At 61.7% G+C, this 25,469-nt stretch carries 28 protein-coding genes; 22 read left to right on the top strand and 6 right to left on the bottom strand.

Annotated elements, in window-relative coordinates; all coding sequences use genetic code 11:
• The first annotated feature begins 14 nt into the window (after positions 1–14).
• Positions 15–767: an aspartate/glutamate racemase family protein gene (locus K3555_RS00765; protein WP_260007041.1), complete on the top strand. Its 753-nt coding sequence runs from the start codon at positions 15–17 to the stop codon at positions 765–767.
• Here the strand turns inward: K3555_RS00765 and K3555_RS00760 are convergent.
• The gene (locus K3555_RS00760; protein WP_260007040.1) at positions 764–1,291 is read right to left on the bottom strand and encodes a prolyl-tRNA synthetase associated domain-containing protein; all 528 of its coding nucleotides are present in this window, start codon (positions 1,289–1,291) and stop codon (positions 764–766) included. The genes K3555_RS00765 and K3555_RS00760 overlap by 4 nt on opposite strands.
• Positions 1,292–1,399: 108 nt before the next feature.
• Complete coding sequence (locus tag K3555_RS00755; RefSeq protein WP_259989139.1) at positions 1,400–3,307, bottom strand: elongation factor G; 1,908 nt, start codon at positions 3,305–3,307, stop codon at positions 1,400–1,402.
• Positions 3,308–3,582: 275 nt separating this feature from the next.
• On the opposite strand from K3555_RS00755, the gene K3555_RS00750 reads away from it, so the two are divergent.
• The 9 genes from K3555_RS00750 to rimM all read left to right on the top strand — a co-directional run bounded on the left by K3555_RS00750 (position 3,583) and on the right by rimM (position 9,928).
• Positions 3,583–4,107, top strand: a complete 525-nt coding sequence (locus K3555_RS00750) for a hypothetical protein (protein WP_260007039.1) — start codon at positions 3,583–3,585, stop codon at positions 4,105–4,107.
• Between the two features lie 212 nt (positions 4,108–4,319).
• A complete protein-coding gene (ffh, locus tag K3555_RS00745) occupies positions 4,320–5,840 on the top strand; it encodes a signal recognition particle protein (RefSeq protein WP_260007038.1) in 1,521 nt (506 codons plus the stop codon).
• Positions 5,841–5,843: 3 nt separating this feature from the next.
• Positions 5,844–6,395 (top strand): GNAT family N-acetyltransferase, encoded by a 552-nt coding sequence (locus K3555_RS00740; protein WP_260007037.1) that lies wholly within the window; start codon positions 5,844–5,846, stop codon positions 6,393–6,395.
• 149 nt (positions 6,396–6,544) lie between these two features.
• Complete coding sequence (locus K3555_RS00735) at positions 6,545–7,111, top strand: GNAT family N-acetyltransferase (protein ID WP_260007036.1); 567 nt, start codon at positions 6,545–6,547, stop codon at positions 7,109–7,111.
• 61 nt (positions 7,112–7,172) lie between these two features.
• Complete coding sequence (locus K3555_RS00730) at positions 7,173–7,775, top strand: GNAT family N-acetyltransferase (protein WP_259989129.1); 603 nt, start codon at positions 7,173–7,175, stop codon at positions 7,773–7,775.
• Between the two features lie 114 nt (positions 7,776–7,889).
• The gene (locus K3555_RS00725) at positions 7,890–8,198 is read left to right on the top strand and encodes a chorismate mutase (protein WP_129369284.1); all 309 of its coding nucleotides are present in this window, start codon (positions 7,890–7,892) and stop codon (positions 8,196–8,198) included.
• A 61-nt stretch (positions 8,199–8,259) separates the two neighbouring features.
• Entirely contained in the window at positions 8,260–8,628 is a 369-nt protein-coding gene (gene rpsP / locus K3555_RS00720; RefSeq protein WP_259992531.1) for a 30S ribosomal protein S16, read from the top strand.
• A gap of 58 nt (positions 8,629–8,686) precedes the next feature.
• Positions 8,687–9,271, top strand: a complete 585-nt coding sequence (gene bluB, locus K3555_RS00715) for a 5,6-dimethylbenzimidazole synthase (protein ID WP_259992530.1) — start codon at positions 8,687–8,689, stop codon at positions 9,269–9,271.
• A gap of 153 nt (positions 9,272–9,424) precedes the next feature.
• The gene (gene rimM / locus K3555_RS00710; RefSeq protein ID WP_260007035.1) at positions 9,425–9,928 is read left to right on the top strand and encodes a ribosome maturation factor RimM; all 504 of its coding nucleotides are present in this window, start codon (positions 9,425–9,427) and stop codon (positions 9,926–9,928) included.
• Positions 9,929–9,943: 15 nt separating this feature from the next.
• On the opposite strand, the gene K3555_RS00705 is transcribed toward rimM, so the two are convergent.
• Positions 9,944–10,771, bottom strand: a complete 828-nt coding sequence (locus tag K3555_RS00705) for an aminoglycoside phosphotransferase family protein (RefSeq protein ID WP_260007034.1) — start codon at positions 10,769–10,771, stop codon at positions 9,944–9,946.
• A gap of 272 nt (positions 10,772–11,043) precedes the next feature.
• On the opposite strand from K3555_RS00705, the gene trmD reads away from it, so the two are divergent.
• Positions 11,044–11,847 (top strand): tRNA (guanosine(37)-N1)-methyltransferase TrmD, encoded by an 804-nt coding sequence (gene trmD / locus K3555_RS00700; protein ID WP_260007033.1) that lies wholly within the window; start codon positions 11,044–11,046, stop codon positions 11,845–11,847.
• A gap of 125 nt (positions 11,848–11,972) precedes the next feature.
• The gene (locus K3555_RS00695; protein ID WP_129372790.1) at positions 11,973–12,308 is read left to right on the top strand and encodes a YegP family protein; all 336 of its coding nucleotides are present in this window, start codon (positions 11,973–11,975) and stop codon (positions 12,306–12,308) included.
• A 65-nt stretch (positions 12,309–12,373) separates the two neighbouring features.
• On the opposite strand, the gene K3555_RS00690 is transcribed toward K3555_RS00695, so the two are convergent.
• A complete protein-coding gene (locus K3555_RS00690; protein WP_259989120.1) occupies positions 12,374–13,357 on the bottom strand; it encodes a mechanosensitive ion channel family protein in 984 nt (327 codons plus the stop codon).
• A 361-nt stretch (positions 13,358–13,718) separates the two neighbouring features.
• Here K3555_RS00690 and rplS point away from each other — a divergent pair, with 361 nt between their 5' ends.
• From rplS to K3555_RS00670, 4 genes are all read left to right on the top strand, one after another.
• Positions 13,719–14,093, top strand: a complete 375-nt coding sequence (rplS, locus tag K3555_RS00685) for a 50S ribosomal protein L19 (protein WP_129369277.1) — start codon at positions 13,719–13,721, stop codon at positions 14,091–14,093.
• A gap of 11 nt (positions 14,094–14,104) precedes the next feature.
• Positions 14,105–14,326, top strand: a complete 222-nt coding sequence (gene rpmE, locus K3555_RS00680) for a 50S ribosomal protein L31 (RefSeq protein WP_129369276.1) — start codon at positions 14,105–14,107, stop codon at positions 14,324–14,326.
• A 112-nt stretch (positions 14,327–14,438) separates the two neighbouring features.
• The gene (locus tag K3555_RS00675; protein ID WP_260007032.1) at positions 14,439–16,484 is read left to right on the top strand and encodes a DEAD/DEAH box helicase; all 2,046 of its coding nucleotides are present in this window, start codon (positions 14,439–14,441) and stop codon (positions 16,482–16,484) included.
• Positions 16,485–16,594: 110 nt separating this feature from the next.
• Positions 16,595–17,404 carry a division plane positioning ATPase MipZ gene (locus K3555_RS00670; protein ID WP_259989115.1) on the top strand — a complete coding sequence of 270 codons (810 nt, stop codon included), beginning with the start codon at positions 16,595–16,597 and terminating at the stop codon, positions 17,402–17,404.
• A gap of 17 nt (positions 17,405–17,421) precedes the next feature.
• On the opposite strand, the gene K3555_RS00665 is transcribed toward K3555_RS00670, so the two are convergent.
• Both K3555_RS00665 and K3555_RS00660 read right to left on the bottom strand, forming a co-directional pair.
• Positions 17,422–18,654 (bottom strand): adenylate/guanylate cyclase domain-containing protein, encoded by a 1,233-nt coding sequence (locus K3555_RS00665; RefSeq protein WP_259989113.1) that lies wholly within the window; start codon positions 18,652–18,654, stop codon positions 17,422–17,424.
• Positions 18,655–18,705: 51 nt separating this feature from the next.
• Positions 18,706–19,146 carry a MarR family winged helix-turn-helix transcriptional regulator gene (locus tag K3555_RS00660; protein WP_259989110.1) on the bottom strand — a complete coding sequence of 147 codons (441 nt, stop codon included), beginning with the start codon at positions 19,144–19,146 and terminating at the stop codon, positions 18,706–18,708.
• A 71-nt stretch (positions 19,147–19,217) separates the two neighbouring features.
• Between K3555_RS00660 and hmgA the strand changes: the two genes are divergently transcribed.
• The 6 genes from hmgA to K3555_RS00630 all read left to right on the top strand — a co-directional run bounded on the left by hmgA (position 19,218) and on the right by K3555_RS00630 (position 25,419).
• Entirely contained in the window at positions 19,218–20,573 is a 1,356-nt protein-coding gene (hmgA, locus tag K3555_RS00655) for a homogentisate 1,2-dioxygenase (protein WP_260007031.1), read from the top strand.
• A gap of 107 nt (positions 20,574–20,680) precedes the next feature.
• Positions 20,681–21,937, top strand: coding sequence for a fumarylacetoacetase (gene fahA, locus K3555_RS00650; RefSeq protein WP_260007030.1), 1,257 nt, complete (start codon positions 20,681–20,683; stop codon positions 21,935–21,937).
• Positions 21,938–21,948: 11 nt separating this feature from the next.
• A complete protein-coding gene (locus K3555_RS00645) occupies positions 21,949–22,899 on the top strand; it encodes an MBL fold metallo-hydrolase (RefSeq protein WP_260007029.1) in 951 nt (316 codons plus the stop codon).
• A gap of 149 nt (positions 22,900–23,048) precedes the next feature.
• Entirely contained in the window at positions 23,049–24,659 is a 1,611-nt protein-coding gene (locus tag K3555_RS00640; protein ID WP_260007028.1) for an FAD-dependent oxidoreductase, read from the top strand.
• Between the two features lie 5 nt (positions 24,660–24,664).
• Complete coding sequence (locus tag K3555_RS00635) at positions 24,665–24,880, top strand: DUF2783 domain-containing protein (protein ID WP_129369267.1); 216 nt, start codon at positions 24,665–24,667, stop codon at positions 24,878–24,880.
• Positions 24,877–25,419, top strand: coding sequence for a VOC family protein (locus K3555_RS00630; protein WP_259989099.1), 543 nt, complete (start codon positions 24,877–24,879; stop codon positions 25,417–25,419). Before K3555_RS00635 ends, K3555_RS00630 begins: the two co-directional genes overlap by 4 nt.
• The last annotated feature ends 50 nt before the right edge of the window (positions 25,420–25,469 follow it).

The raw sequence follows: 25,469 nt of genomic DNA, 5'->3' as shown, positions 1-25,469 counted from the left end.
ACACAGGCATTTCCATGAAAAAGATCGGCATCCTCGGCGGCGTCGGCTGGGCCTCTACCGTCGATTACTACCGCGCCATCTGCGAAGGCGCCGGAGCGTACTTTGCAGCCCGCGGCGCGGGCTCACCGTTGCCGGTGCCGCCGATCACCATCGAATCCGTAGTACAGGCACAAACCCGTGGCTTGCGCGGTCGACCGGGGGATGAGGCCAGCTGGGCCGGTTTCGACGCCGTCTTCCGCGAGGCGATGCTGACGCTGGAGCGGACAGGCTGCGACTTTGCCATCATCGCCTCCAACACCCCGCACGCCCGGCTGCATGCGATCCGCGAGGGGGTGGTGATGCCGGTCCTCAGTATCTTCGACGCAACCGCAGAGGCCGCAGCGCAAACTGGTGCCATCCGGGCGTTGGTGCTGGGCACCGCCGTCACTATGCAGGATCGCAACTATGCCCATGTGCTCGCCGCACATGGGATCAGTGCGAACGATACCCTGCCGCAGGACGAAATCGCCGAGATGCAGGCCATGATCGATGAGGATTTCTACGGCGGTGCATCAGACACGGCACAAGACCGCCTGCTGCGGTTCTGCGCGCGCCACGCGCAGCCCGGCACCGCCATCCTGCTGGCCTGCACCGAACTGCCGCTGGCCTTCCCGGATCATATCAACGACGTCAGTTTCGAGGCCGGCGGCTTCCTGTTCGTGAACCCCTCCGCCGCCCATGTCGCCGCAGCGCTGGACCTAGCGCTGGTTGACGAAAAGGTGGATTAAACCCAGCGTACCTCAACGCCGGTCTTTTCAAAGAACGCCATCACATCAGCACGTTTCATCGCCACAGTGCGGTCATTGACCAGCGGGTGCATATAGATCACATCCGCTTCCTGTGCAGCGGCGTCCATATAGAATGTGACGCCCTTCTCCGCGCCGGTGATCATCGCCAGCGGGCTGACCGCGCCGGGGCGGATGCCGAGGTTCTCCAGCAGCCGGTCGGCGGAACCAAAGGACAGATTGCCGATCCCCAGTTCAGTGCCCAGCGCCTTCAGGTCGATCTCCCTGTCCTGCTGCAGCGTCACCAGATAGTTCCGCTTCTTCTTATCGCGCAGATACAGGTTCTTCAGCCGCAGCGCGTTTTCGCCCGGCACCATGAACTGCTCCTCGACACCCTTGGCGTCCTCTACCGTGCGCAGCGGCACATGGGTATGCAGCTGATAGGCGATGCCCCAGTCATCCAGCTGCTTCAGCAGCGCATCCGAAGAGACAGGCAGGCTGTCCTGATAGGTTGATGAGGCGTCCATAACTTGCTCCGCGAAATCAGTGTCGAATTGCAGAGCAGATCACGCAAAACAGCAGCGGGGCGCAAGAGGTGTTCTGCCCCCTGCGCCCCGATTTGCGCCAGCCTGGACTTAGGCCTCGGCGAAATCCGCCCGCCGCGCCTCTTCGTAGTGGTCGAAATCAGTGCTGAACCAGCCGGTACCGCGGGTGGCACTGGCCAGCGTGTTGCACAGGTTATCCTGCGCCGACATCGGCAGCAGGGTTTCGAACACGTCCCAGCCGGCCACGCCGTCCTCAGCCTCGAACCCCAGAATCTGCCCCTTCATGCCGCTCACCACCGGCACCAGCCCGCCGGTGAAGACGGACGGCACATGGATATGCACCCGCATGATCGGCTGCAGCAGCACCGCGCCGGCCTCGGACAGCGCTTCCCGGACCGCGTTCTTGCCCGCGGTGCGGAAGGCATAGTCGGAACTGTCGACCGAGTGATGCTTGCCATCCTTCAGCGTCACGCAGATATCCACTACCGGATGGCCGTTCAGCCCCTGCGCCAGCGCTTCGCGCGCGCCGGCCTCGACCGAGGGGATGTAGTTCTTGGGCACGGCGCCGCCCTTCACGGTTTCCTCGAACACAAAACCGCTGCCGCGCGGCAACGGCTTCACCTCGATCAGCACATCGGCAAACTGCCCGGCGCCGCCGGACTGTTTGCGGTGACGGTATTGGATCTGCACGCTCTTGCTGATGGTCTCGCGCAGCGCCGGCGGCACCTGCCGCTCCTCCACCTCGACGCCGAACTCGTCTTTCAAAGCCTGCTTGATGCGTCGCATGTGCAGCGGCCCCTGGAGGTTCAGCAGCAGATGGCCGCTGGCCTCATCCTGCCCCACCACCAGCGCCGGATCGATCTCGGCCAGCCGCTCCAGCGCGCCCGACAGCCGCGCATCGTCGCGCTCATTCAACGGAGTGATCACCCGCCGGAATGTCGAAGGCCGCGGCTGCGCCCAATCCGGCAACGGCGCCGCCCCGTCCGGCCCATAGGCAAAACCCAGGTTCAAATGATCCGATTTAACCGCCTGCCCAATGTCTCCGGCCTGAAACGCGTTGTTCACGGCGCCGCCGATCCCTGTCAGCGACCCCAGAGCCGCGCCGCCGACAGAGGCGCCATTGCCCATGCCTTTGTCCAGCGCGCGCACCATCACCGTCTTGCCAAGATGTTTGACCAGATCCGCCATGCAGCCGACGGCCACCACCGCGCCGTCCTGCGACAGCCGCTCCAGCGCCACGCCCACATCCGGCGCCTCGTGCCGCAGGGACTTCATCAGCCGCAGGATGCCATTCTTATGCTCAGCCGACCCCATCAGTGCCGGAACCAGGTCGTTATGCTGCAGCACCTTGGTCGCCACATCATAGACCTCTTCCGCCATCACCTTCTGATCTTCGATCAGTTCCTCCAGCAGCGTGTCGTCAAAATCCGCCAGCGCTTCCAGCAGCTCGGTGCGGGCCTCCTGCTCGCGCGCATACATTGCCACCGGCAGCTCAATCAGCGCCGAAGGCTTGCCCTCCTGATACTGCCAGGCGCGTTCGGAAATCAGATCCACAGCACCCACAACCTCACCATCCTCGCGGATCGGCACCTGCCGCAGAATGATGTTGTGGCTGCAATAGGCCTGAAGCGCGGCAACGATCTCCGCCACCCGGTCCGCTGCCTGGTCCATGCGGTTGACAAAAAGAAAGGCGGGGATGCCCGCCTCTTCCAGTTTGCGCAGATACGGCGCGCTGAGCACCGCAGCCCCGGCGTCAGCCGGCACGCAGAGGACGGCAGCATCGCTGGCCGCCAGTGCAGGCCCCGCCTGCGCCAGATTGTCAGCACCGCCCGCAATGTCGATTGCGGCCCAGTGCTCGCCCATGAATGAAAAAGGCTGCAAAGCGGCGACGCCTGCAACCTCCTGCCGTTTACCGGCGGCGCTGTCCAGATTGGCCAGCGCCGTGGCCAGCGTTGATTTGCCGGACTGCGACGGTCCCAGAATAGTGAAAACGCGCATGTATCTGATCCTCCCTTGGCTGATGTGGCTGCTCGGTAAGGATCGCGAACGCTGAGGTCCGCGTAATATGCCTGTGCTGAAGATTTGCCTCGGTGCTCATCCAAGCAAGCCCGCCGGTGAGTAGGCGGCATTGGGCCAGCCCCTTGATGTTGGCCAAGCCACCCCGCCTGAGTCAAGCGTGCAATCCCAAGGCCTGTTCCTGTTTGCACTCATATCTGATGCCAAAAGCGCCAGTTTCCCCTGAATTACAGCCTTCCCCAGGGTAAGCTGGGATAATGAAGATCACTCGCAACACCCCGGAGCAGCTGATCCTCGCCGACACGCCTTGGCTGATCGGAATCATGCTCGTCTTTTTTATCCTCGCCTTTGCCGGCGCCGGCCTGGGTATGCTCAGCCAGAGCGGCGACCTGATCTGGCCCGGCCTTATTTTCACCTTGGCTGGCGGCGGCATGGGCGCGCTGGCCTTCTGCCTCTTTGTGCGCAGGGTGCAGGTGATCCTCGACCGCTCCGGCGGCAGTATCGTGATCCGGCGCCAGTCGGTCTTCGGCTACAGCCAAGCCGAACACCGCCTCGCCGACCTGTCCCACGCCGAGGTGGAAAGCACCACCAGCCGCAGCGAGGGCCGCACCCGCACGCTTTACCGCCCGGTGCTGGTGCTGGACGGCGGTATGAGCGCAGGCCGCCACCCGGTGGTTGCAGCCTACACCAACGGCCGCGGCCCGCAGCGGCTGGCCGATGCGATCAATGCATGGCTGCCAGCTGCCCCTGCAACTGTTGACTCTGGAGGTCAATCGGCGTAACGCCTTTCCGAACATCCGGAAGCACTGAGTCTTCCGGTCCCTGCCCGTGCCAGGGATCGCCCTCCACCAGCGTGTTACGCCCGTGGGGGCAAACCCGTTTGGTTTGCCCTCGCGACAGACACTAAGGACCTTGGCGGCATTTGCGCATGGATCGCATGTCCCCTACATACGGGGGCGCTACAACTGGAAACCGGCACAGGAGGCCGCAAGGCATGTTTGAAAATCTATCCGAACGCCTTTCCGGCGTTTTTGACCGGCTGACCAAACAGGGCGCCCTCAATGAAGGGGACGTCAAGTCCGCCCTGCGCGAAGTCCGCGTCGCCCTGCTGGAGGCTGATGTCTCGCTGCCGGTGGCCCGCGACTTCGTTAAAAAGGTGCAGGAGCAGGCCACCGGCCAGTCCGTCACCAAATCGGTGACCCCGGGCCAGCAAGTGGTCAAAATCGTCCATGACGCGCTGGTGGACGTGCTGCGCGGTGACGAAGACCCCGGCAAGCTTAAGGTCGACAACCCGCCCGCCCCGGTCCTGATGGTCGGCCTGCAGGGCTCAGGCAAGACCACCACCACCGGCAAGCTGGCCAAACGGCTGAGGGACAAAGAGGGCAAGAAAGTCCTGATGGCCTCGCTCGACGTCTACCGCCCGGCAGCGATGGACCAGCTGGCCGTCCTGGGCACCCAGATCGGCGTCGACACCCTGCCGATCGTGCCCGGCCAGAAACCCGTCGATATTGCCAAACGCGCCAAGCAGCAGGCAACCCTGGGCGGCTATGACGTCTACATGCTGGACACCGCCGGCCGCCTGCACATCGACGAAGTGCTGATGCAGGAGGTCGAGGACGTCCGCAATGTGGTCTCCCCGCGCGAAACCCTGCTGGTTGTCGATGGCCTGACTGGCCAGGTCGCCGTTGAGGTGGCCGAGGAATTCGATGCCAAGATCGGCATCAGCGGCGTGGTGCTGACCCGGATGGACGGCGACGGCCGCGGCGGTGCGGCGCTGTCGATGCGCGCTGTCACCGGCAAGCCGATCCGCTTTGTCGGCCTGGGCGAGAAGATGGACGCCCTGGAGACCTTCGAGGCAGACCGGATTGCCGGCCGCATCCTCGGCATGGGCGACATCGTGGCGCTGGTCGAGAAGGCCCAGGAGACCATCGAGGCCGAACAGGCCGAGAAGATGATGAAGCGCATGATGAAGGGTCAGTTCAATATGAACGACCTGCGCATGCAGCTTGAACAGATGCTCCAGATGGGCGGCATGGAAGGCATGATGCAGATGATGCCCGGCATGGGCAAAATGGCCAAGCAGGTGCAGGACGCCGGCATGGACGACAAAGTGCTGAAGCGCCAGATCGCCATGATCCACTCGATGACCAAAAAGGAACGCGCCAACCCCGCGCTGCTGCAGGCCAGCCGCAAGAAACGCATCGCGGCCGGTTCCGGCATGGAGGTTTCCGACCTCAACAAGCTTCTGAAGATGCACCGGCAGATGGCCGATGTGATGAAGAAAATGGGCAAGATGGGCAAAGGCAAGATGCTGAAACAGGCCCTGGGCGGCATGTTCGGCAAAGGCGGCATGCCAGACATGGGCGGCATGGACCCCAGCCAGATGGACCCCAAGGCGCTGGAAGCGGCGGCCAAAGCGATGGGCGGCGGCAAGGGCCTGCCCGGCGGCCTCCCCGGTCTTGGCGGCGGCATGGGCCTGCCCGCAGGCCTCAGCGGCTTCGGCAAGAAGAAGTAACCTATGCAGCTCCCCGTCATCCCTCAGCTTGAAACCGAACGCCTGGTCCTGCGCGGACCGGAGGCGGCGGATTTCGGGCCGGTGGCAGCGTTCTTCGCCGATGAAGCACGCTCCTGGGGGTTTGGCGGCCCGCTCGACCGCAACGAAGCCTGGCGCTGGTTCACCATGTCGGTAGGACACTGGGCAATGCGTGGTTTCGGCTTCTGGACCATCACCTGCAAGGATACAGGCGAAACACTCGGCATCACCGGTATCTGGCAGCCCGAAGGCTGGCCGGAACCGGAACTGGGCTGGGTTGCCTTCCCGGCGGGCGAAGGCCGCGGCATCATGGCCGAGGCCACGCTGGCCGCGCGCACTCACGCCTATGAGGTCATGGGCCTGCCCGCACTCAGTTCCAACATCTTCCCGGGCAATACCCGTTCGGTGGCGCTGGCCGAACGGCTGGGCGCGGTGTTCGAGGCGGAATTCGACAACCCTAAACACGGGCGTGAGCTGGTCTACCGCCACCCTGCCCCTGATGCGCCGAGCGATGGCGGGATGGAGGCCTACGCATGAGCTTCTGTCAAATTTGCACAAACCAGGCCGCCCCAGCAGCCCGGGATGCAGCCCGTTTAACTGAAAATTACGCAGTCTCCCCGATACTCCATCATTGGATGGGTGAAATTTATGCCGGGCGGTCCGCCGCCCGGACAAAGGGGTACAAGATGACTGACGTGCAAACGCCGTATCCGCGGCTTGTTTCAAAGCGCCTCATGCTGATATCTCCGGCAGATCCGGAGTTCGACGCCAATGCGGCCTTCCTGAATCCAGGTGCGGCGCGCTTTATTGATGCGGCGGAAGATCCGGATTCGCTGTGGTGGTCTATTGCCACCATCATCGGCCACTGGCACCTGCACGGCTACGGCCTGTTCGCGGTGGTGGAGCGCAGCACCGGGCAGACCGTGGGTCTTGTCGGCCCCTGGTTCCCCAAGGGCTGGCCGGAACCGGAGCTGTCCTGGCACCTGATGGAAACGGGCCGCGGCAAGGGCTACGCCAGCGAAGCCGCGCAATGTGTTCTCGACTGGCTGTTTGCCGAGGCCGGCTGGGACTGCATCGTCTCTTACGTGCCCGAGGAAAACGGCGCCTCCATCGCACTGGCCCAGCGCGTCGGCGCCCGCCCGGAAAAGCCGGTCAGCTTCCGCCTGCAGCCCGCGCCCAATATCCGCGTCTGGCGTCACGTCCCGCCAGCCCGCATGTCCGGCGCGCAGGCCGAACGGGGCCTGCTGCACTAATGCGCCGTTACGGGATCATAATCCGGCCTGGTCGCGACCTTCCGCTGGAGGGAGCGCGCTGATGCCCTATGATATCCCGGTGATCGAAACCCGCCGTCTGGTACTGCGTGGCCCCGAACCGCAGGACTACCCCGATTTCAAAGCCACCTTCAGCTCCTACCGCTCGCGTTTTATGGGCGGACCGCTGAATACCTACGAGGCCTGGATGCTCTATGCCGCCGAGATCGGCCATTGGCAGGTGCGCGGTTTCGGCATGTGGATGATCCACGACAAGGCCACGGACGAGACTTACGGCATGGCCGGCGGCTGGCAGCCCGCAGGCTGGCCCGAGCGCGAGATCGCCTGGATCATCTGGCCCGGTGCCGCCGGCAAGGGCTATGCGCTGGAGGCGGCACAGGCCGCTCGCGGACATTTTTATTCAAATCTGGGCTGGGAGACCGCGGTCAGCTATATCGATCCCAAGAATCTCGATTCGATCCGGCTGGCAGAGCGGCTCGGCGCTTCCAAGGACCACAGCGCCGCAACCATCGACGGCAATGACGCGGTCTACCGCCACCCTGCGCCGGACACCCTGAAGGACAGCCAGATTGCGCATGGCATCGAAATGGAAATCGGCCACTACGCCGACCCGTTGTTCAAGCCGGAGGGTTGGGCACTTGACTGAGTTGCACCAGAAAACCCATTTGCTGCGCTGTGGCGGTCCACTTGCTGTGAATAGCGGGTATATGCCCGCTGCTGTCCCGGCACGCCCTGGCATTGCTGCCCTGCGGAGGACCTGATGACGACCGAAACCCAAGACCCCGCCGTCCGCGCAGCCCAGCTGCTGAAGGGCCACCGCGAAAGCATCGACCGGCTGGATGCGATCCTCGTTTATACTCTGGGCGAGCGGTTCAAGCACACCCAGGCAGTGGGGCGGCTCAAGGCTGAACACGACCTTCCGCCGTCTGATCCGACCCGCGAAGCAGCGCAGATCGCGCGGCTTGAAGACTTGGCAAAACAGGCCGATCTGGACCCTGAGTTCGCTAAGGCATTTTTGAACTTCATCATCGGTGAAGTCATTCGGCACCATAAGAAACACCAAGAATAACAACACACAACAGGAACAACCGGGGCAAACCCCGGACAACGCCATCAAAGGAGATGTACCCATGGCAATGAAAATCCGTTTGGCCCGCGGCGGCTCTAAAAAGCGTCCTTTTTACCGCATCGTGGCTGCTGACAGCCGCATGCCGCGCGACGGCCGCTTCATCGAGAAGCTGGGCACCTACAACCCGCTGCTGCCGAAAGACAGCGAAGAGCGCGTGAAAATGGACATGGAACGCGTGCAGCACTGGCTGGATCAGGGCGCACAGCCCACCGACCGTATCGCCCGCATGCTGGAAGCGGCCGGTGTCCGTGCCAAGACCGAGCGCAGCAACCCCAAGAAAGGCGCCCCGGGCAAGAAAGCCCAGGAGCGCGCAGAAGAGAAAGCTGCGAAGGCTGCTGAAGCCTCCGAAGCAACTGCAGACGCGGAATAATTCCGTGGAGTTGCGGGGCGCTTTTCCCGAAGAGTTCCGCAGCCAGCTTGATCTGCTGATGCGGCTCCGGCGCGACGTGCGCCGGTTCCGCAGCGATCCGGTGGAAGAGGCAGTGCTGATGCGCTGCCTCTCTGCCATTCCGCTTGCCCCGTCTGTGGGCCTCAGCGAACCCTGGCGCATCCTGCGGGTGGACAGCAGCCCCGCCCGTGCCGCTGCGCTGAAGAATTTTGAGACTGCCAATGCGCAAGCCCTGGAGGGGTATTCCGGCGAACGCGCCGCGCGTTATGCCGGGCTGAAACTGTCCGGTATGCGGGACGCCCCGGTGCAATTGGCGGTCTACTGCGACGATGAAACTGCACAGGGCCACGGCCTGGGCGCAGCAACCATGCCGGAGATGCGCCGCTATTCGGTGGTCACCGCTATCACATTGTTCTGGCTTGCTCTTCGCGCCGAAGGACTGGGTCTTGGCTGGGTGTCGGTGCTGGATCCCGAACAGCTGAACCGCGACCTGAATGCCCCCGAAGGCTGGCAGCTGATCGGCTATTTCTGCATTGGCTATCCGGAACGGTTCTCGGACACGCCGGAGCTGGAAGAAACCGGCTGGGAAAGCCGGATGGCCAGCCTGCCGCTTGAAACCCGCTGAGGCCCGTGATGGGACGGTTGATCCGGCTTGTGTTTTTTGTTGCAGTGGCCTTTACCGCAGGCATCTTTTTTGAACGCAACCACCAAAGCGAACTCTGCGAACAATCTGGCGGCCAATGGCTGCGCGCTGGGTTCTGTGCAAAGGAATAAAACTATGAGCGACCTGATTTGCGTGGGAGCGGTGGCCGGCGCTTTCGGCGTGCGCGGCGAAGTGCGGCTCAAGAGCTTTTGCGCCATCCCCGAAGAAATCGGCGACTATTCACCGCTTACCAGCGAGGACGGCAGCCGGAGCTTTACCGTGACCCTGACCCGCCCGGTCAAAAACGGCTTTGCTGCCCTGCTGAGCGGCGTTGAAACCAAAGAGCAGGCCGATGCAGTCAGAGGCCTGCGCCTGTTTGCCCGCCGCGACCAGCTGCCAAAGCTGCCGGATGACGAATTCTATCACACCGACCTGATCGGGCTGGAAGTGTATGACACCGGCGGCACCCTGCTGGGCACAGTGAAATCGGTACAGAACCACGGCGCCGCCGACCTGCTGGAAATCCACGGCCCCGGCCTGAAAGCCACGGTGCTGCTGCCCTTCACTCTGGAAGCGGTGCCAACCGTGGACCAGACCCGGGGCCGCATCATCGCCGATCCGCCCGAAGGGCTGTTCTGAGCGGGCTGGCCCCGCTCAGTCAGGTTCTTGTTCCAGAAGTAAATCAAGAACCTTAACCAACTGCTCAAGCTGTCTCTGGCCTTTCTCTCCGGCGGCGCGGCCGGATGCCGAAAACCTGATCCAGGATTCCCAAAGCCGCAGTGCAAAGCAGAACTGGAAAAGCGGTTCACAGGAAACATGCCGCCCGTAGCCTTCTTCGAACGCCGCCCAATCTGCCTGTGAAACCCCGCCAAATCCAGCGCTTCCGTCCAGGCCAGACAAATGGTCCAGGCCATTTGCAAGCCATAGGTTGGAGATATCACGCTCGGCGATAGAAAACCTCTGGCTGGAAAAATCGATAAAGGAAATCTGATCAGCTGAGGCCAGAATATTCCGGAAGTGCAGGTCGCCGTGGGCAAGGCAGGGCTGGTATCTGACACCTCTGGCGCGCCGCCCAGCGCGGTGCAGATACGCACAAAGACCCAGGAAACGTTTTGGCTTTACAACGGTCACCTCTCCTGTGCGAACGGTACTGGCGGTCCGTGACACAGTTTCAAGATGCCGCTTCGGCCAGAATACCTGCTCATCCGCCGCCGAGCAGCGGTGCAGCGCAGCAACCGCGGCTCCGATCCGCTGCAACAGCCGGTCGCGGTCCCCAAGCCCATAGCCAGCCAGATACAATGCCTGGAATGCTGTATCCCCAGGAGCCAATTCCATCAGCGTGTACTTATACTGGGGATCGCACCAAAGAAGCTGCGGCACCGATACGCCCGCCGTGAATTTCAGCGCCTTTGCCGCGGTTTGGTGGCGTTTCAGGTTCGCTTGATACCGGTGAAGGTTCCCTTCGGAGAAGTCAGCCCGCATCACAAGTTCCCTGCCGTCTTGCAAAGAAACTCTCAAGACGCAGCAATGATCCTCTTTTTTGGGGTTGACCTGCATCCGTCTGAACAAAGCGCCTGCAGCCGGGAGACCCAGGTCCGAAGCGATCCCGGGCCACAGCGCTTCGGCACGGCGCTGCGCGGCCTCGAACCCGCCCGGCTGCTCAATGGATGCTGGCAGAGAAGTGCGATTCGAAGTCATGCAGGATCCAAAGCTTTCTATTGCGCGAAAATCTGACTGAACTAAACAGCATTACTATGACAGCACCAAGCAAATCCCATGGCCGCAAAGCCATCCGCCCGACCCTGAAACCGCGTGAACTGATGACACCCACGCCGGACCTTGCAGGCGTTTGGAAAGCCAAGGTCATCACCCTGTTTCCCACAGCCTTCCCCGGAGTGCTGGGTGAAAGCCTGACCGGTAAGGCGCTGCAGGAAGGGTTGTGGCAACTGGAGACAGTGGACCTGCGCGAGTTCGGCGCCGGCAAGCATCGCAATGTCGATGACACCCCGGCAGGCGGCGGTGCCGGAATGGTGCTGCGCGCAGATGTGCTGGGCACCGCAATTGAGCACACGATGGCAGGCACCAAAGGCAACTGGCCGCTGATCTACCTGTCGCCGCGGGGGCGCCGGATGGACCAGCAGATGATGCAGAACTTCGCCCAATGCGATGGCATGACCCTGTTGTGCGGCCGGTTTGAAGGTGTCGATGAACGGGTACTGGAACATTACGGCATTCAGGAAGTCTCCTTGGGTGATTTCGTGATGACCGGCGGCGAACTGGCCGCGCAGGCACTGATTGATGCAACCGTCCGGCTCCTTCCCGGGGTACTTGGCAACCAGGCTTCGACCGAGGAAGAAAGCTTCTCCTCCGGCCTGCTGGAGCATCCGCAATACACCCGGCCTGCCGAGTGGAACGGCCGCGCAATCCCGGACGTGCTGATGTCAGGCCACCATGGTAAGATTGCGGAATGGAGACACAGGATGAGCGAAGACATCACCAAGGCCCGCCGTCCTGACCTGTGGGAAGCTCACAGCAGCAAGAAAGACAACAAACGCTGATCGGGTGATTGGCCCGCATCGCCAATTCCGCGTTTACAGCAGCGCCAGCAGCCCCAAAACATTGCCGGATGACCCAAGCCGTGCTTTAGTCCCCTCATATTCATCAGGAATTAGGAGTGAGCAGGGTGTCTGGGAAATTCGAACTTTATACCGATAATGCGGGCGAATTCCGCTTCCGCCTGAAAGCAGGCAACGGCGAGAACATTCTGGCCAGCGAAGGCTACAAGCAGAAAGCCAGTGCTGAGAACGGTATTGAGTCAGTTAAAAAGAACGCTGGTGATGATGGGCGGTATGAGCGCAAGGAAACAGCCGCCGGCAAGCACATGTTCAACCTTAAAGCCACCAATGGCCAGGTGATCGGCACCTCGCAAAGCTATGCCAGCGCCTCTGGCCGCGACAATGGCATCGAGTCCGTCAAGAAAAACGCCCCTGATGCAGCAGTGGACGACAAAACCGGCTAAGATTGCCGGTGTGACAGACACAAGGCCCACCGGCCTTGTGCAGCCACACCCGACCGGGGACCCGGTTACCCTTGGCTCTCCTCACTTTGCGTCTGCCGCCTCCCGGCCAGCGCATCTGCGATCCGGAGCGGCCTGGGGTTGTTGCCATCGGGCCGCGCAGGCCAGCCTTCACGATGCCGGCTGCGGTCGCCATCGGTTTCCTCGGTCTGGTCGTGAAACAGCATCACTTGGGTCGGGTACGGCATGTCAATTCCGTTTTCATCCAGCGCCTTGTAGACAGCCTCGATCACCTGGGCAAAGGTCTGCACCACGCTTGCCCGGTCGGATTTGGTCCACCAGCGCAGGCGGATATTGTTGCCATTGTCAGCAATCGCCCAAGGCAGCACTTCCGGCGCCGGGTCCTCCAGCACCCCGTCGCATCCGCGCGCAGCCTCCAGCATGATCCGCTTGGCGTCGTCCCAACTGTCGTTGCAGCCGATCTGCACGTCATACTGCGAACGGCGCTGCTCAAACGCTGTGTTAACGGTGACGGCATCGGTATAAATGTCAGAATTCGGAATGACGACGCGGCGCCCGTCGTATGTTTTAATGAGCGTTGCCCGGGTTTCGATCCGCTCCACCGTGCCTTCATGCCCGCCAGAGATAATCTGGTCCCCAACCGAAAACGGCTGGCGCAGCAGAATCAGGATCCCCGCCAGCAGGTTCTGCAGAATGTCCTTAAAGGCAAAGCCGATGGCAACGGAGCCGATACCCAGGCCGGCAAACAGATCCGCAGGAGTGATGGAGGGCGCAATGACCGTGATCGCCAGCATCAGACCGACAATGATCAGCGCCCATTTTATCAGGGCTGCGCCGACCTCGCCCAGATTGTCCCGCCCGCGTCTTTTCCCGGCCTTACTCACGACACCGGCAACCAGCCTGGCCAGCAGCCAGAACACGGCAAGCAGAACCAGCGCGATGCCAAGGTTGGGCAGGATCCTGAAAAAGCCGTCCACCCAGTTGTCTATCTTCTCAAAAACATTGCCGACATCCGCATCCACCTGCTCCATCTGTCTTCCTCTCTTGGCTCCGGTCAGGTAAAACGCCTGTCATCCTCGAAGGTTCCATGCTGCGGCCCGGCTCCGCCCCCGCTGCGGCCGGAACTGCATTTCTTTCCCTTGATCCGGCCCGCATTTCTGCCTATACGTCCGCAAGTCTGGATTCGCTTTTGCGGCTCCGGACTGCTGGCTGTTGGATCAATCCACCTGAAGATCTTCTTCGGTTTTCACCCGGGACCTGACCGCCAGAAGCAAGAAACAGACTGCATGATCTCTGGCGGGCTGCCTGTGGCGGGACCCGGTGAAGACCAAGAGCTCTCATGACGGTGCAAACCTCTGCGGAAAAACTGCAGGCCAATTTAGGAGAGTTGCGATGAACTTGATCGCACAGCTGGAGGCGGAACAGATCGCCGCCCTGGGGAAAGATATCCCTGATTTCAAAGCCGGCGACACCATCCGTGTCGGCTTTAAGGTGACCGAAGGCTCGCGTTCGCGCGTGCAGATGTACGAAGGTGTTTGCATCAGCCGTAAAAACGGTTCGGGCATTGCCGGTTCGTTCACCGTCCGCAAGATTTCGTTCGGCGAAGGCGTGGAGCGTGTGTTCCCGCTGCATTCGACCAACATCGACAGCATCACCGTTGTGCGCCGCGGCCGCGTGCGCCGCGCCAAGCTGTACTACCTGCGCGAGCGCCGCGGCAAGTCGGCCCGTATCGCAGAAGATGCACACTACAAGCCCAAGAAAGCCTGAGGAGCGGTATCATGAAAAAAGACACTCATCCAGAATACCACTTCATCGACGTCAAAATGACCGACGGCACCATCCTCAAGATGCGCTCCACCTGGGGCAACGAAGGGGATCAGCTGGCGCTGGACATCGACCCGACCGTGCACCCGGCCTGGACCGGCGGCACCTCGCGCCTGATGGATGCCGGCGGCCGCGTGTCGAAGTTCAAGAAGAAATACGAAGGCCTGGGCTTCTAAGCCACTTGCCGTATTTTGCCAAACTCCCGAAGGCTGCCCCGGACGGGCAGCCTTCTTTCTTTTCTCCTGACGCTGAGGCGGTATGCGCCTTGCGGGAAAGACAGCCCTCCTCGTGAAACAAGCCCTGGCCAACGCACTGCAAGAGCGCGGATATGAAACCCTGACCCAAGTTCAGGAGGCTGTGACCCAGCCAGAGCTGAACGAGCGCGACCTGCTGGTTTCGGCGCAGACCGGATCGGGCAAGACAGTCGGGTTCGGGCTGGCGCTGGCACCGACACTGCTGGGTGAGGCTGAGGCATTTGAGGCTGCTGCCGCGCCGCTGGCCCTGGTGATTGCGCCGACACGGGAATTGGCGCTGCAGGTGAAACACGAGCTGAGCTGGCTGTACAAGGGCGCCGGTGCGGTGATCGCCTCCTGCGTTGGCGGCATGGATATGCGCGACGAGCGCCGGGAGCTGGTCCGCGGTGCGCATATCGTCGCGGCAACGCCAGGGCGGCTGCGTGACCACATCATGCGCGGCTCTATTGATCTCAGCAATCTGCGCGGCGTGGTGCTGGACGAAGCCGACGAAATGCTGGACCTGGGCTTCCGCGAGGATCTGGAATTCATTCTGGGCGAAGCGCCCGAAGACCGCCGCACCCTGCTGTTCTCGGCCACCGTGCCGTCGGGCATTGCGAGCCTGGCCAAGACATTCCAGAAAGACGCGCAGCGGATCCAGACCGCAGGCGAAACCAAACAGCATTCCGACATTGAATACCGGTTGATGAGCGTGGCGCAGCAAGATGCGGAAAACGCCATCATCAATGTGCTGCGCTACTACGAGGCGCCCAGCTCCATCGTTTTCGCCAACACCCGTGCGGCGGTGAACCGTCTGGCGGCGCGGCTGACCAACCGCGGTCTGTCGGTGGTGACACTGTCGGGCGAATTGTCCCAAGCCGAGCGCAGCCAAGCGCTGCAGGCAATGCGCGACGGCCGCGCCCGGGTCTGCGTGGCCACTGACGTGGCCGCACGCGGTATCGATCTGCCAGGGCTGGAGCTAGTGGTTCATGCCGAGCTTCCGTCAAACCACGAAACTCTGCTGCACCGCTCGGGCCGGACCGGCCGCGCGGGCCGCAAAGGTGTCAGCGCACTGATCGCGCCGCCCAAGGCCCGCAGCAAGGCGCTGCGGCTGCTGAAGTGGGCCAAGCTGACGGCAGAACACTGCGAAGCGCCGTCAGCCGACGACATTATGGCGCGTGACGAGGAGCGGATGCTGGCCGATCCTGTCTGGCAGGAGCCTGTTGCGGAGCAGGAACAGGCAGGCGTTAAGACCCTGCTGGAGCATTTCTCTGCCGAGCAGATTGCCACCACCTACCTGCGCCTTTTCCGCAGCCGCCATTCGGCGCCGGAAGATCTGCGCCCGGCCGGCGCTGAGGAGCCGCGCAAGGAACGCAAAGAACGCAAGGATTTCGGCCCGTCGGTGTGGTTCTCGCTGTCGGGCGGGCGCGCCACCGGTGCGGACCCGCGCAAGGTGCTGCCGATGCTGTGCAAAGCCGGCAATATTGATCGCGACGTTATCGGGGCGATCCGGATACAAGAAAACGAAACCTTTGCCGAAATCAGCCAGGATGCTGTTGATGGCTTCCTGAAAGCACTGGGCGGCAAGACCGAACTGGAGCCGGGCGCGGTGCTGACACAGCTGTCCGAAGCCCCCGATCTGGGTCCGGCACCGCGCCGCAGCCCCGGCGGACCAAAAGGTGGCTTCAAAGGCGACCGGGACTCCAAGCCGCACCGCGGCAAACCGGATGGCCCAAAGCCGTACCGCGGCAAATCAGATGACAGCCGGGACAGCCGCCCGCCGCGCAAGGACTGGCAGGAAAAACGCTCTGCGGACAAACCGCCTTTCGAGCGCGAGCCGCGCCGCAGCCGCCCGCCGGAAAGCAGCCCCAAGCCTGATCCGGCTGTTGTCGCCAAGCCGCGCGGCGCCTCTGATCCCTCCAAGCGGATGACCAAGCCCGGTGCACCGGCAGCCAAACCGTACAAAGCCAAAGGCCCCAAACCGCCGACCGGCAAGCCGAACAGCAAGAAAAACAAGGCCCGCGCTCCTTTTGCCAAGCCTGGGAAAGGCGGCGACACCCGTCCCAACCGCAAGCCGGCGGGACCTTCAAAACACAGGTGATACACTAAGTTTACCAGCCCGCGCAGACCGCTTTTCTTGACCGAATCCAGAGCCTATACAGGGGCGCAAAGATAAAAGCGTGCCAAAGGCACGAGCGAAGGGACCTGTACATGGCGCATATTATTGTCGTCGGCAACGAGAAGGGCGGCGCGGGAAAATCCACTGTGTCCATGCATGTTGCCACCACCTTGGCCCGGCTTGGGCACAAGGTGGCGGCGCTTGACCTGGACTTGCGGCAGCGCTCGATGGGGCGGTACCTGGAAAACCGCAAGGATTTCTGCGCGAAGGCAGGGCTGGACCTGCCGATGGTGGGAATGCACGAACTGCCGGAGATTGACCCCGAGAGCTTGCAGCCGGGGGAAAACATCTATGACCACCGGCTGTCAGCGGCGGTTTCGGCGCTGGAGCCGGGCCATGACTTCATCCTGATCGACTGCCCCGGCTCGCACACGCGTCTCAGTCAGGTTGCGCATTCACTGGCTGACACGCTGATCACACCCTTGAATGACAGTTTTGTCGATTTCGACCTGCTGGCGCATGTGGACCAGAAGGGTGAGGCGATTACCGGGCCGTCCGTCTACTCGGAAATGGTCTGGAACGCCCGCCAGCTGCGGGCGCAGGCGGGGCTCAAGCCGATCGACTGGATCGTGATCCGCAACCGCGTCGGCACTCAGCGGATGGTCAACAAGGAAAAGATGGAGCGCGCCATCAATATGCTGTCCAAGCGGATCGGCTTCCGGGTCGCACCGGGCTTTTCCGAGCGGGTGATTTTCCGCGAGTTGTTCCCGCGCGGGCTGACGCTGCTGGACCTCAAGGACATCGGCGTCAAGCAGCTGAACATTTCCAACATCGCCGCCCGGCAAGAGCTGCGCGACATGATGAAGGAAGTGAACCTGCCGGGGGTCGAGATCAGTATCTGATCCTGCCCCGCGGCGGTTTAGCCATCGCAGCCGCAATTGCCGCGGTAAATGGTGTAAAGCTCGATCGGCTCGGCCACTCCGCGCAGCATGTAACGGCCCAGCGACACCAGATCGTGGTTGGTGCCCTTGGCCGCCTTTTGCACGTCTTCCGACATGATGATGCTTTGACCGACCGAACGGTGCATCCCCGCGATCCGGGCGGTCTGGTTCACCGCCTGGCCGATCACAGTGAAATCCAGCCGGTTCTCGGCCCCGATATTACCATACAGGATATCACCCGCGTGCAGCGCCAAAGTAAAGCCCGCGGTGGGCAGACCCTGTTCTTCGCGCTCGGAGTTGAAGGCACGCACTTTGCCGCACAGTTCATTGGCCGCCGCAAGGGCCGCATGGGCGTCCTCCTCAATACTGCCGAGGTTGAACATGGTCAGCATGCCGTCGCCCATGAACTTCAGGATGTTGCCGCCATGCGCCTGGATGGTTTCCACCGCCAAGCCGAAATAGCCGTTCAGCATCTCGATCAGCTCGGTTCCGGGCAGCCGTTCCGCCAGCTGGGTAAACCCCTTAAGGTCAAACAGGCAGAGCACAGCATCGATCTGCTGCGAGGAACCGCGTTGAATTTCGCCTGACAAAACCCGGCGGCCCGCATCGCGGCCCAGATAGACCTGCAAAAGATCACTGGCCATCTGCCGGTTGGAAGAGGATTTCAGCGCCAGCCCCAGATGCGGCAGCGTGGTACGGATCAGATCCAGCTCGCGGCTGCTGAACCCGCCGGGCCGGTCTGATGACCAGGAAACCAGCATACCTTCCTGCGGATGGCGCGGATCGTTCGGACCCGCTTCGGGCGGTGCAAACCGCACACCTTTGGCGAAGTAATCGGTCGCCCCGCGCTCCCGCAATTCCGGCAGCAGCGGAAATTCCGCCGGAGCGCTGTCTTCGATCCTTTCCCGGAATTCTTCCAGATTGTGCTCCAAAATGTGGAAGAACGGGCTGCGCAGCCATTCCTCGCGCGGGGACTCGCGGTATTCGTAGTGCTCGTGGCTGATGCCGTCGGTGCGGGTCCAATTGAAACCGAGACCACCGAATTTCGGGTGGAAGGCACGCTGTGCCAGATGGAAGCGCCACAGCGGCACTCCAGCATCGACCAGACGCTGGCAATATCCCTGCAAAAGATCCTGCTGCTGCGCGCCTTGAAGCCCCTGCTCCATCAGCCAGGCAATCAACGGTCCGGAATTGACATCAATCTGTATCATGTTTTCACCTTCAATACCGCCGCCTTACTTGGGTATTCCAGACGCCGATGTCTATGGGGCTATCCCTGCTAAATTGCGCAGCATATACCGCAAAATTGCAACTTCGCCGGTGGTGAACCGGGCGCAGATGCCGGTGTCGAACTGCAACGCATGTTCGCGCAGATCTTTATAGGCGGCCTCCCCGGCGGCAGTCAGGGTCAAATGTTCGGCCCGCCGGTCATTTTCATCGCGGGTGCGGGTCACAAACCGCTTTTCCGATAGTTTGGCCACGGCGCGGCTGATTTTGGTCTTGTGGATCTTTGCCCGTGTACCGATTTCCTTGGCGGTCATCTCACCGTAGTTGCCCAGGTGGAACAGCACCCGCCACTCTGTGCGCAGCATTCCATAGCGGTTTTTGTAGTGTTTCTGGAAACCCAGCGAGCTTTCCTCAGCCGCCCGGTTCAAAAGATACGGCAGGAAATCCTGCAAAGCGAAATCATCTTTTTCGGTCATTTTGCTCCCCTCTCCCTTGTTAGTTACAAAAACAACTAATATTCCGCAAGCAGCAAGAGGAGAAACGCGCGATGAATCGGCCCGCCGATCCCCATGAAATGATCCAGGCCCCCTCTCTTCAGGGGCCGCACGAGGGCTACATGCCCGGCTTTGCCAATGACTTTGAAAGTGAGGCGCTGCCCGGTGCGCTGCCGCAAGGTATGAACAGTCCGCAAAAGTGCAACTATGGCCTTTATGGCGAACAGCTGAGCGGCACCGCCTTTACCGCCGACCCGCCGGAACGGACCTGGTGCTACCGGATCCGTCCCTCGGTTAAACATTCGCACCGTTATGAGAAAATCGACCTGCCGCTTTGGAAATCAGCGCCTTACGTGGACCCGGACGTGATCTCGCTGGGCCAGTACCGCTGGGATCCGGTGCCGCATTCGGATCAGGGCCTCACGTGGCTCACCGGCATGCGGACCATGACCACCGCGGGCGATGTGAACACCCAGGTCGGCATGGCCAGCCACATCTATCTCGTCACCGAGTCGATGGTGGACAGCTACTTCTTTTCCGCTGATTCCGAACTGCTGGTAGTGCCACAGGAAGGCAGGCTGCGTTTTACGACAGAACTGGGCATCATCGACCTGGCGCCGCAGGAGATTGCCATCATTCCGCGCGGGCTGGTTTACCGGGTCGAGGTGCTGGAAGGGCCTTGCCGCGGCTTTGTCTGCGAGAACTACGGCCAGAAATTCGAACTGCCGGGCCGCGGCCCGATCGGCGCCAATTGCATGGCCAACCCGCGCGATTTCAAGGCGCCGGTGGCAGCGTTTGAAGATCGTGAAGTCCCCTCGACCGTAACCATCAAATGGTGCGGCCAGTTTCACGAGACCAAGATCGGCCATTCGCCGCTGGATGTGGTTGCCTGGCACGGAAACTATGCACCTTTCAAGTACGATCTGACCACCTACTGCCCGGTTGGGGCGATCCTGTTCGACCACCCGGATCCGTCGATTTTCACCGTGCTGACTGCTCCTTCAGGCGTTCCAGGCACCGCCAATATCGACTTTGTGCTGTTCCGCGAGCGCTGGATGGTGGCGGAGAATACCTTCCGCCCGCCGTGGTATCACAAAAACATCATGTCGGAGCTGATGGGCAACATCTATGGCCAGTATGATGCCAAGCCGCAGGGATTTGTTCCAGGCGGCATGTCCTTGCACAACATGATGCTGCCGCATGGACCAGACAAGAACGCATTCGAGGGCGCGTCGAATTCCAACCTCGGCCCGGAAAAGCTGGAGAATACCATGTCCTTCATGTTCGAGACCCGCTTCCCGCAGCATCTGACTGCCTTTGCTGCCAAGGAAGCGCCGCTGCAGGATGACTACATCGACTGCTGGAACGACATCGAAAAGAAATTCGACGGCGCGCCCGGCCTGAAATGAATATGGTGAGGGGGCGCTGCCCCCTCTGGGCCTGACCGGCCCATTCACCCCCGGAGTATTTTCCGGAAAGATGAAAAGGATCTTCGGATCCGGAAACTGGAGACACGATGCCTCTGCTGAAATCCTGGGTGGCCTCGGCCAATGACGCTGCCCACCCGTTCCCGCTGAACAACCTGCCTTATGGCGTGTTCTCTGTTGATGGCGACGATCCGCGCTGCGGCGTGGCCATCGGCGGCATGATCCTGGATATGCAGGCCGCCGAAGAGACCGGCCTGATTCAGCTGGATGATACACCGCTGTTCGACGTGCCCTATTGGAACGACCTGATGGAGGAAGGCCCGGCCGTTTGGGCCGCGCTGCGCGAACGCCTGACTGCGCTGCTGTCCGACGGCGCTGCCGAACAGGAAAAGGTGGAAGCCCTACTGGTCTCCGCTATGGATGCCGAGCTGCACATGCCTTTTGCGGTCAGCGAATACACCGACTTCTATGCTGGCAAAAACCACGCCTTCAACGTCGGCACAATGTTTCGCGGCCCGGAAAACGCGCTGCCGCCGAACTGGCTGCATATCCCGATCGGCTATAACGGACGGGCGTCCTCTGTGGTGGTCTCCGGCACCGATGTGCGCCGCCCCTGGGGACAGCTGAAAGGCCCCAATGATGCAGCCCCCCGCTGGGCCCCCTGCGCGCGGTTCGATATCGAACTGGAGATGGGCGCCATTGTCGGCACGCCCTCGGACAGCCCGATTACTGTGCAAGAGGCCGATGACCATATCTTTGGCTATGTACTGCTGAACGATTGGTCGGCGCGAGACATTCAGGCCTGGGAATACCAACCGCTGGGGCCGTTCCAGGCCAAGGCGACTGCCAACTCGATCAGCCCCTGGATTGTGACCAAAGCGGCGCTGGAACCGTTCCGCTGCGACACACCCGAGCGCGAGGTGGAGCTGCTGGACCACCTGAAGGACTGCGGGCCGATGCTCTATGACATTGACCTGGAAGTCACCATGGCTCCGGAAGGCAAAGAGGCGACCACCATCGCGCGGACCAACTACAAGGAAATGTACTATTCCGCCGCGCAGCAGCTGGCACATCACACCACCTCGGGCTGCCCGATGAATGCAGGTGATCTGCTGGGCTCCGGCACCATTTCCGGACCAAGCAAGGAAAGCCGCGGCTCGTTGCTGGAGTTGAGCTGGGGCGGCAAGGAGCCACTGACGCTGGATAGTGGCGAAGAGCGCTCCTTCATTGCCGATGGCGACACGCTGACCCTGAAGGGCGCGGCAAAGGGCGACGGCTATACCATCGGGTTCGGCGACTGCACCGGCACCGTTCTGGCCGCCCTTGAAGACCCCTACGCAAGATAAGGAAGACCACCATGGCAAAAGCTTTTGCGTCCCAAGGAGACATGACCGAAAAGAAAATCACCTTTGATGAGATTGGAGAAGGTCTTTATGCCTTCACCGCCGAGGGAGATCCTAACTCCGGTGTGATCATCGGCGACGACAGCGTTATGATTATTGAGGCGCAGGCCACCCCGCGGCTGGCGAACAAGGTGATCGAATGCGTTCGGTCCGTGACCGACAAGCCGATTACCCATGTGGCACTGACCCATTACCACGCGGTGCGCGTCCTCGGCGCCTCGGCGTTTGGCGCGCAACAAGTCATCATGGGCGACGCGGCCCGTGCCATGGTGGTGGAACGCGGCCAGGAGGACTGGGACAGCGAGTTTCAGCGCTTCCCCCGGCTGTTCGAAGGCCATGAGAGCATTCCCGGTCTGACCTGGCCAACCACGACTTTTTCCGACGATATGACCGTGTATCTCGGCAACCGCCGGGTGGATCTTATGCATTTGGGCCGGGCCCACACCGCAGGCGACATCGTGATCCATGTGCCGGACCAGAACGTGATGTTCACCGGTGACATCGTAGAATACCACTCCGCCTGCTATTGCGGCGATGGTCATTTCAGCGATTGGGGCGATACGCTGGACAATATTGCAGCCTTTGATGTGGATGCCATTGCCCCCGGCCGCGGCGACGCGCTGGTGGGCAAGGACATGGTGAATGCCGCCATCGAGAACACCCGCGACTTCGTCGAAAGCACTTACCGCCCCGCCGCCAAGGTAGCCGCCCGCAATGGCACCCTGAAAGAGGCCTGGGACGCCGTACGTGCCGAGTGCGACCCGAAATTCTCGGACTATGCGATCTACGAGCATTGCCTGCCCTTCAACGTCGCCCGCGCCTATGACGAAGCCCGCGGCATCAACACCCCGCGCATCTGGACCGCCCAGCGCGATCTGGAGATGTGGGAGGCCCTGCAGGGCTGAGCCCCGGCCAGGAATTGCAACCGGGGCGGTTTGATCCAGATCGTATCGCCCCGGCAGAACCTGTGAGACGCTAGACCATCCTCCCGGCCTGCCAGGCCGGGAAGCGGTAAAGCTGTGCCTGACGGCACCCGAATTAGGGAGGAGACCTGATGAACAAGATCTTTGAAGTCCCGTTGTACCCCTATGCGCGCCACGCGGATCAGGACGCCCCTGCCCCCGTGCACCGCAAGGTGGTGGTGATCGGGGCAGGACCCATCGGCCTGGCTGCCGCCATAGACCTGGCCCAGCAGGGCACCGAAGTGGTGGTTCTGGATGACAATGACAAGGTGAGCTTCGGCTCTCGCGCGATCTGTTTTGCCAAGCGGCCCCTGGAGATCCTCGACCGGTTGGGCTGCGGCCAGCCGATGGTGGACAAGGGCGTGCAGTGGAATGCCGGCAAGGTGTTCTTTGACGAACGTCAGGTCTATGACTTCAATCTGCTGCCGGAGGAAGGCCACAAGCGCCCCGCCTTCATCAATCTGCAGCAGTATTACTTTGAGGAATACCTGGTGAACCGGGTTCGCGAACTGCAGCAGCAGGGCGCACCAATCGAAATCCGCGGCCGTAACAAGGTTTCGGCCATCGGCACCCATCCCAGCCATGTGACATTGGAAATCGACACGCCCGAAGGCCCTTATAACCTGGAGGCCGATTGGCTGATCGCCTGCGACGGCGCAGGCTCTCCGACCCGGCGGATGCTGGGGCTGGATTTCGTCGGCCGGGTGTTCGAGGACAACTTCCTGATCGCCGATGTAATTATGGAGGCGGATTTTCCGACCGAACGCTGGTTCTGGTTCGACCCGCCCTTCAACAAAGGACAGTCGGCGCTTTTGCACAAGCAACCGGACGGTGTCTGGCGGATTGATCTGCAATTGGGCTGGGATATCGACAAGGAGCGCGAGAAGCGCCCGGAAAACGTGATCCCGCGCCTTAAGGCGATGCTGGGGGAGGACGTGGCATTCGAGCTGGAGTGGGTGTCGATCTACACCTTCCAATGCCGCCGGATGGAGCAGTTCCGCCATGGCCGGGTGCTGTTTGCCGGCGATGCCGCGCATCAGGTCTCGCCCTTTGGTGCCCGCGGCGCGAACTCCGGCCTGCAGGACACCGACAACTTGTGCTGGAAGCTGCAAATGGTGATCGACGGCACCGCGCCGGAAAGCCTGCTGGACAGCTATGACACCGAGCGGGTTCACGGTGCGGATGAAAACATCCTGAACTCCTCGCGCTCCACCGATTTCATCACGCCCAAGTCCGAGATGAGCCGGATGCTGCGTGACGCGGTTCTGGACCTGTCCGAACAGTTTGAATTCGCCCGCCCGCTGGTGAATTCGGGCCGCCTGTCGGTGCCTTGCACCTATGACGGCTCGCCGCTGAATTCGGCAGATGCACTGGACGGACCTGAGCGCACCCGCCCAGGCTCCTCCTGCCCCGACGTGCCGCTGGGAGACGGTTTCCTGCTGGACAAGCTGGGAGATAAATTCGTGCTGCTCACCATCGACGCCGATGCCCCCGACGTGATCGAGGAAGAAGGTATTGAGGTCACCCGGCTGGCACTGTCCATCAAGGATGACAAGACGCTGGCGCTGAAGGAACGGTATCTGGGCAAGCATGACAGCGGTGTTTACCTGATCCGCCCGGACCAGCATGTTGCTGCCCGCCGCCCCGGCTTTGACGAAAACCAGTTCCGGCACGCAATCCGCCGGGCCATCGGCAAGGAGTGATCAAGATGACCGAAGACCAATTGATCCTGACCGCCAACCTCGAGCGCGCCGACGATTTCTATGCAGATCTCCTGACCGCGCATGAGGGCCTCAGCAAAGCCGAAAGCGATGCGCTGAATGCGCGTCTGGTGCTGGTGCTGGCAAATCACATTGGAAAACGCGCGATCCTGAAACAGGCGCTGGCCGCGGCCGCGCTGAAACCTGGGGAGGACACCGCTTGAAAATCGAACAGATCCACCACGTCGCCTACCGCTGCAAAGACGCCAAACAGACGGTAGAGTGGTACAACAAGATGCTGAACATGGACTTTGTGCTCGCGATTGCCGAGGACCATGTTCCATCGACGCATGAACCCGACCCCTACATGCATATCTTCATGGATGCAGGTAACGGCAATGTCCTGGCCTTCTTTGAACTGCCGACCAAGCCGGAGATGGACCGCGACCGCAACACGCCTGTCTGGGTGCAGCACATCGCCTTTAAGGTGAAAGACCGCGAGACCCTGATCCAGTTCAAGGACCATCTGGAGGCCAACGGTGTCGAAGTGCTGGGTGTCACCGATCACTCGATCTTCCACTCGATCTACTTCTTCGACCCGAACGGCCACCGGGTGGAACTGGCCTGTCCGGATCCCGAGGAAGAGGCGCTGCTGCAGAAGCTGGACTCGGTGAAATGGGAAATGCTGGAAGAATGGTCCAAGACCAAGAAGGCCCCCAAGCATGCCGAATGGCTGCACGCCAAGGAATTGCACAAGACCTGAGTATGGCCAAACCAATTGGGGCAGCCCATCGGGCTGCCTCCTTAGCACCG

It is taken from the genome of Leisingera sp. M527 (genome assembly GCF_025141525.1).
Lineage (GTDB): Bacteria > Pseudomonadota > Alphaproteobacteria > Rhodobacterales > Rhodobacteraceae > Leisingera.
The sequence above is the reverse complement of the archived record's forward strand: the minus strand, read 5'-3'. Positions and strand labels throughout refer to the sequence as shown.

What these genes read in the sequence shown, in the direction of transcription:
- K3555_RS00740 (WP_260007037.1), top strand. Translation starts at nt 5,844, where the DNA reads ATGCAGCTCCCCGTCATCCCTCAGCTTGAAACCGAACGCCTGGTCCTG.
- K3555_RS00705 (WP_260007034.1), bottom strand. Translation starts at nt 10,771, where the DNA reads ATGCGGGCTGACTTCTCCGAAGGGAACCTTCACCGGTATCAAGCGAAC.
- K3555_RS00645 (WP_260007029.1), top strand. Translation starts at nt 21,949, where the DNA reads ATGGCAAAAGCTTTTGCGTCCCAAGGAGACATGACCGAAAAGAAAATC.
- K3555_RS00640 (WP_260007028.1), top strand. Translation starts at nt 23,049, where the DNA reads ATGAACAAGATCTTTGAAGTCCCGTTGTACCCCTATGCGCGCCACGCG.
- fahA (WP_260007030.1), top strand. Translation starts at nt 20,681, where the DNA reads ATGCCTCTGCTGAAATCCTGGGTGGCCTCGGCCAATGACGCTGCCCAC.
- rplS (WP_129369277.1), top strand. Translation starts at nt 13,719, where the DNA reads ATGAACTTGATCGCACAGCTGGAGGCGGAACAGATCGCCGCCCTGGGG.
- K3555_RS00750 (WP_260007039.1), top strand. Translation starts at nt 3,583, where the DNA reads ATGAAGATCACTCGCAACACCCCGGAGCAGCTGATCCTCGCCGACACG.
- rpsP (WP_259992531.1), top strand. Translation starts at nt 8,260, where the DNA reads ATGGCAATGAAAATCCGTTTGGCCCGCGGCGGCTCTAAAAAGCGTCCT.
- ffh (WP_260007038.1), top strand. Translation starts at nt 4,320, where the DNA reads ATGTTTGAAAATCTATCCGAACGCCTTTCCGGCGTTTTTGACCGGCTG.
- K3555_RS00765 (WP_260007041.1), top strand. Translation starts at nt 15, where the DNA reads ATGAAAAAGATCGGCATCCTCGGCGGCGTCGGCTGGGCCTCTACCGTC.
- K3555_RS00730 (WP_259989129.1), top strand. Translation starts at nt 7,173, where the DNA reads ATGCCCTATGATATCCCGGTGATCGAAACCCGCCGTCTGGTACTGCGT.
- K3555_RS00665 (WP_259989113.1), bottom strand. Translation starts at nt 18,654, where the DNA reads ATGATACAGATTGATGTCAATTCCGGACCGTTGATTGCCTGGCTGATG.
- K3555_RS00660 (WP_259989110.1), bottom strand. Translation starts at nt 19,146, where the DNA reads ATGACCGAAAAAGATGATTTCGCTTTGCAGGATTTCCTGCCGTATCTT.
- rimM (WP_260007035.1), top strand. Translation starts at nt 9,425, where the DNA reads ATGAGCGACCTGATTTGCGTGGGAGCGGTGGCCGGCGCTTTCGGCGTG.
- rpmE (WP_129369276.1), top strand. Translation starts at nt 14,105, where the DNA reads ATGAAAAAAGACACTCATCCAGAATACCACTTCATCGACGTCAAAATG.
- K3555_RS00760 (WP_260007040.1), bottom strand. Translation starts at nt 1,291, where the DNA reads ATGGACGCCTCATCAACCTATCAGGACAGCCTGCCTGTCTCTTCGGAT.
- K3555_RS00755 (WP_259989139.1), bottom strand. Translation starts at nt 3,307, where the DNA reads ATGCGCGTTTTCACTATTCTGGGACCGTCGCAGTCCGGCAAATCAACG.
- trmD (WP_260007033.1), top strand. Translation starts at nt 11,044, where the DNA reads ATGACAGCACCAAGCAAATCCCATGGCCGCAAAGCCATCCGCCCGACC.
- bluB (WP_259992530.1), top strand. Translation starts at nt 8,687, where the DNA reads ATGCGGCTCCGGCGCGACGTGCGCCGGTTCCGCAGCGATCCGGTGGAA.
- K3555_RS00690 (WP_259989120.1), bottom strand. Translation starts at nt 13,357, where the DNA reads ATGGAGCAGGTGGATGCGGATGTCGGCAATGTTTTTGAGAAGATAGAC.
- K3555_RS00735 (WP_260007036.1), top strand. Translation starts at nt 6,545, where the DNA reads ATGACTGACGTGCAAACGCCGTATCCGCGGCTTGTTTCAAAGCGCCTC.
- hmgA (WP_260007031.1), top strand. Translation starts at nt 19,218, where the DNA reads ATGAATCGGCCCGCCGATCCCCATGAAATGATCCAGGCCCCCTCTCTT.
- K3555_RS00670 (WP_259989115.1), top strand. Translation starts at nt 16,595, where the DNA reads ATGGCGCATATTATTGTCGTCGGCAACGAGAAGGGCGGCGCGGGAAAA.
- K3555_RS00635 (WP_129369267.1), top strand. Translation starts at nt 24,665, where the DNA reads ATGACCGAAGACCAATTGATCCTGACCGCCAACCTCGAGCGCGCCGAC.
- K3555_RS00725 (WP_129369284.1), top strand. Translation starts at nt 7,890, where the DNA reads ATGACGACCGAAACCCAAGACCCCGCCGTCCGCGCAGCCCAGCTGCTG.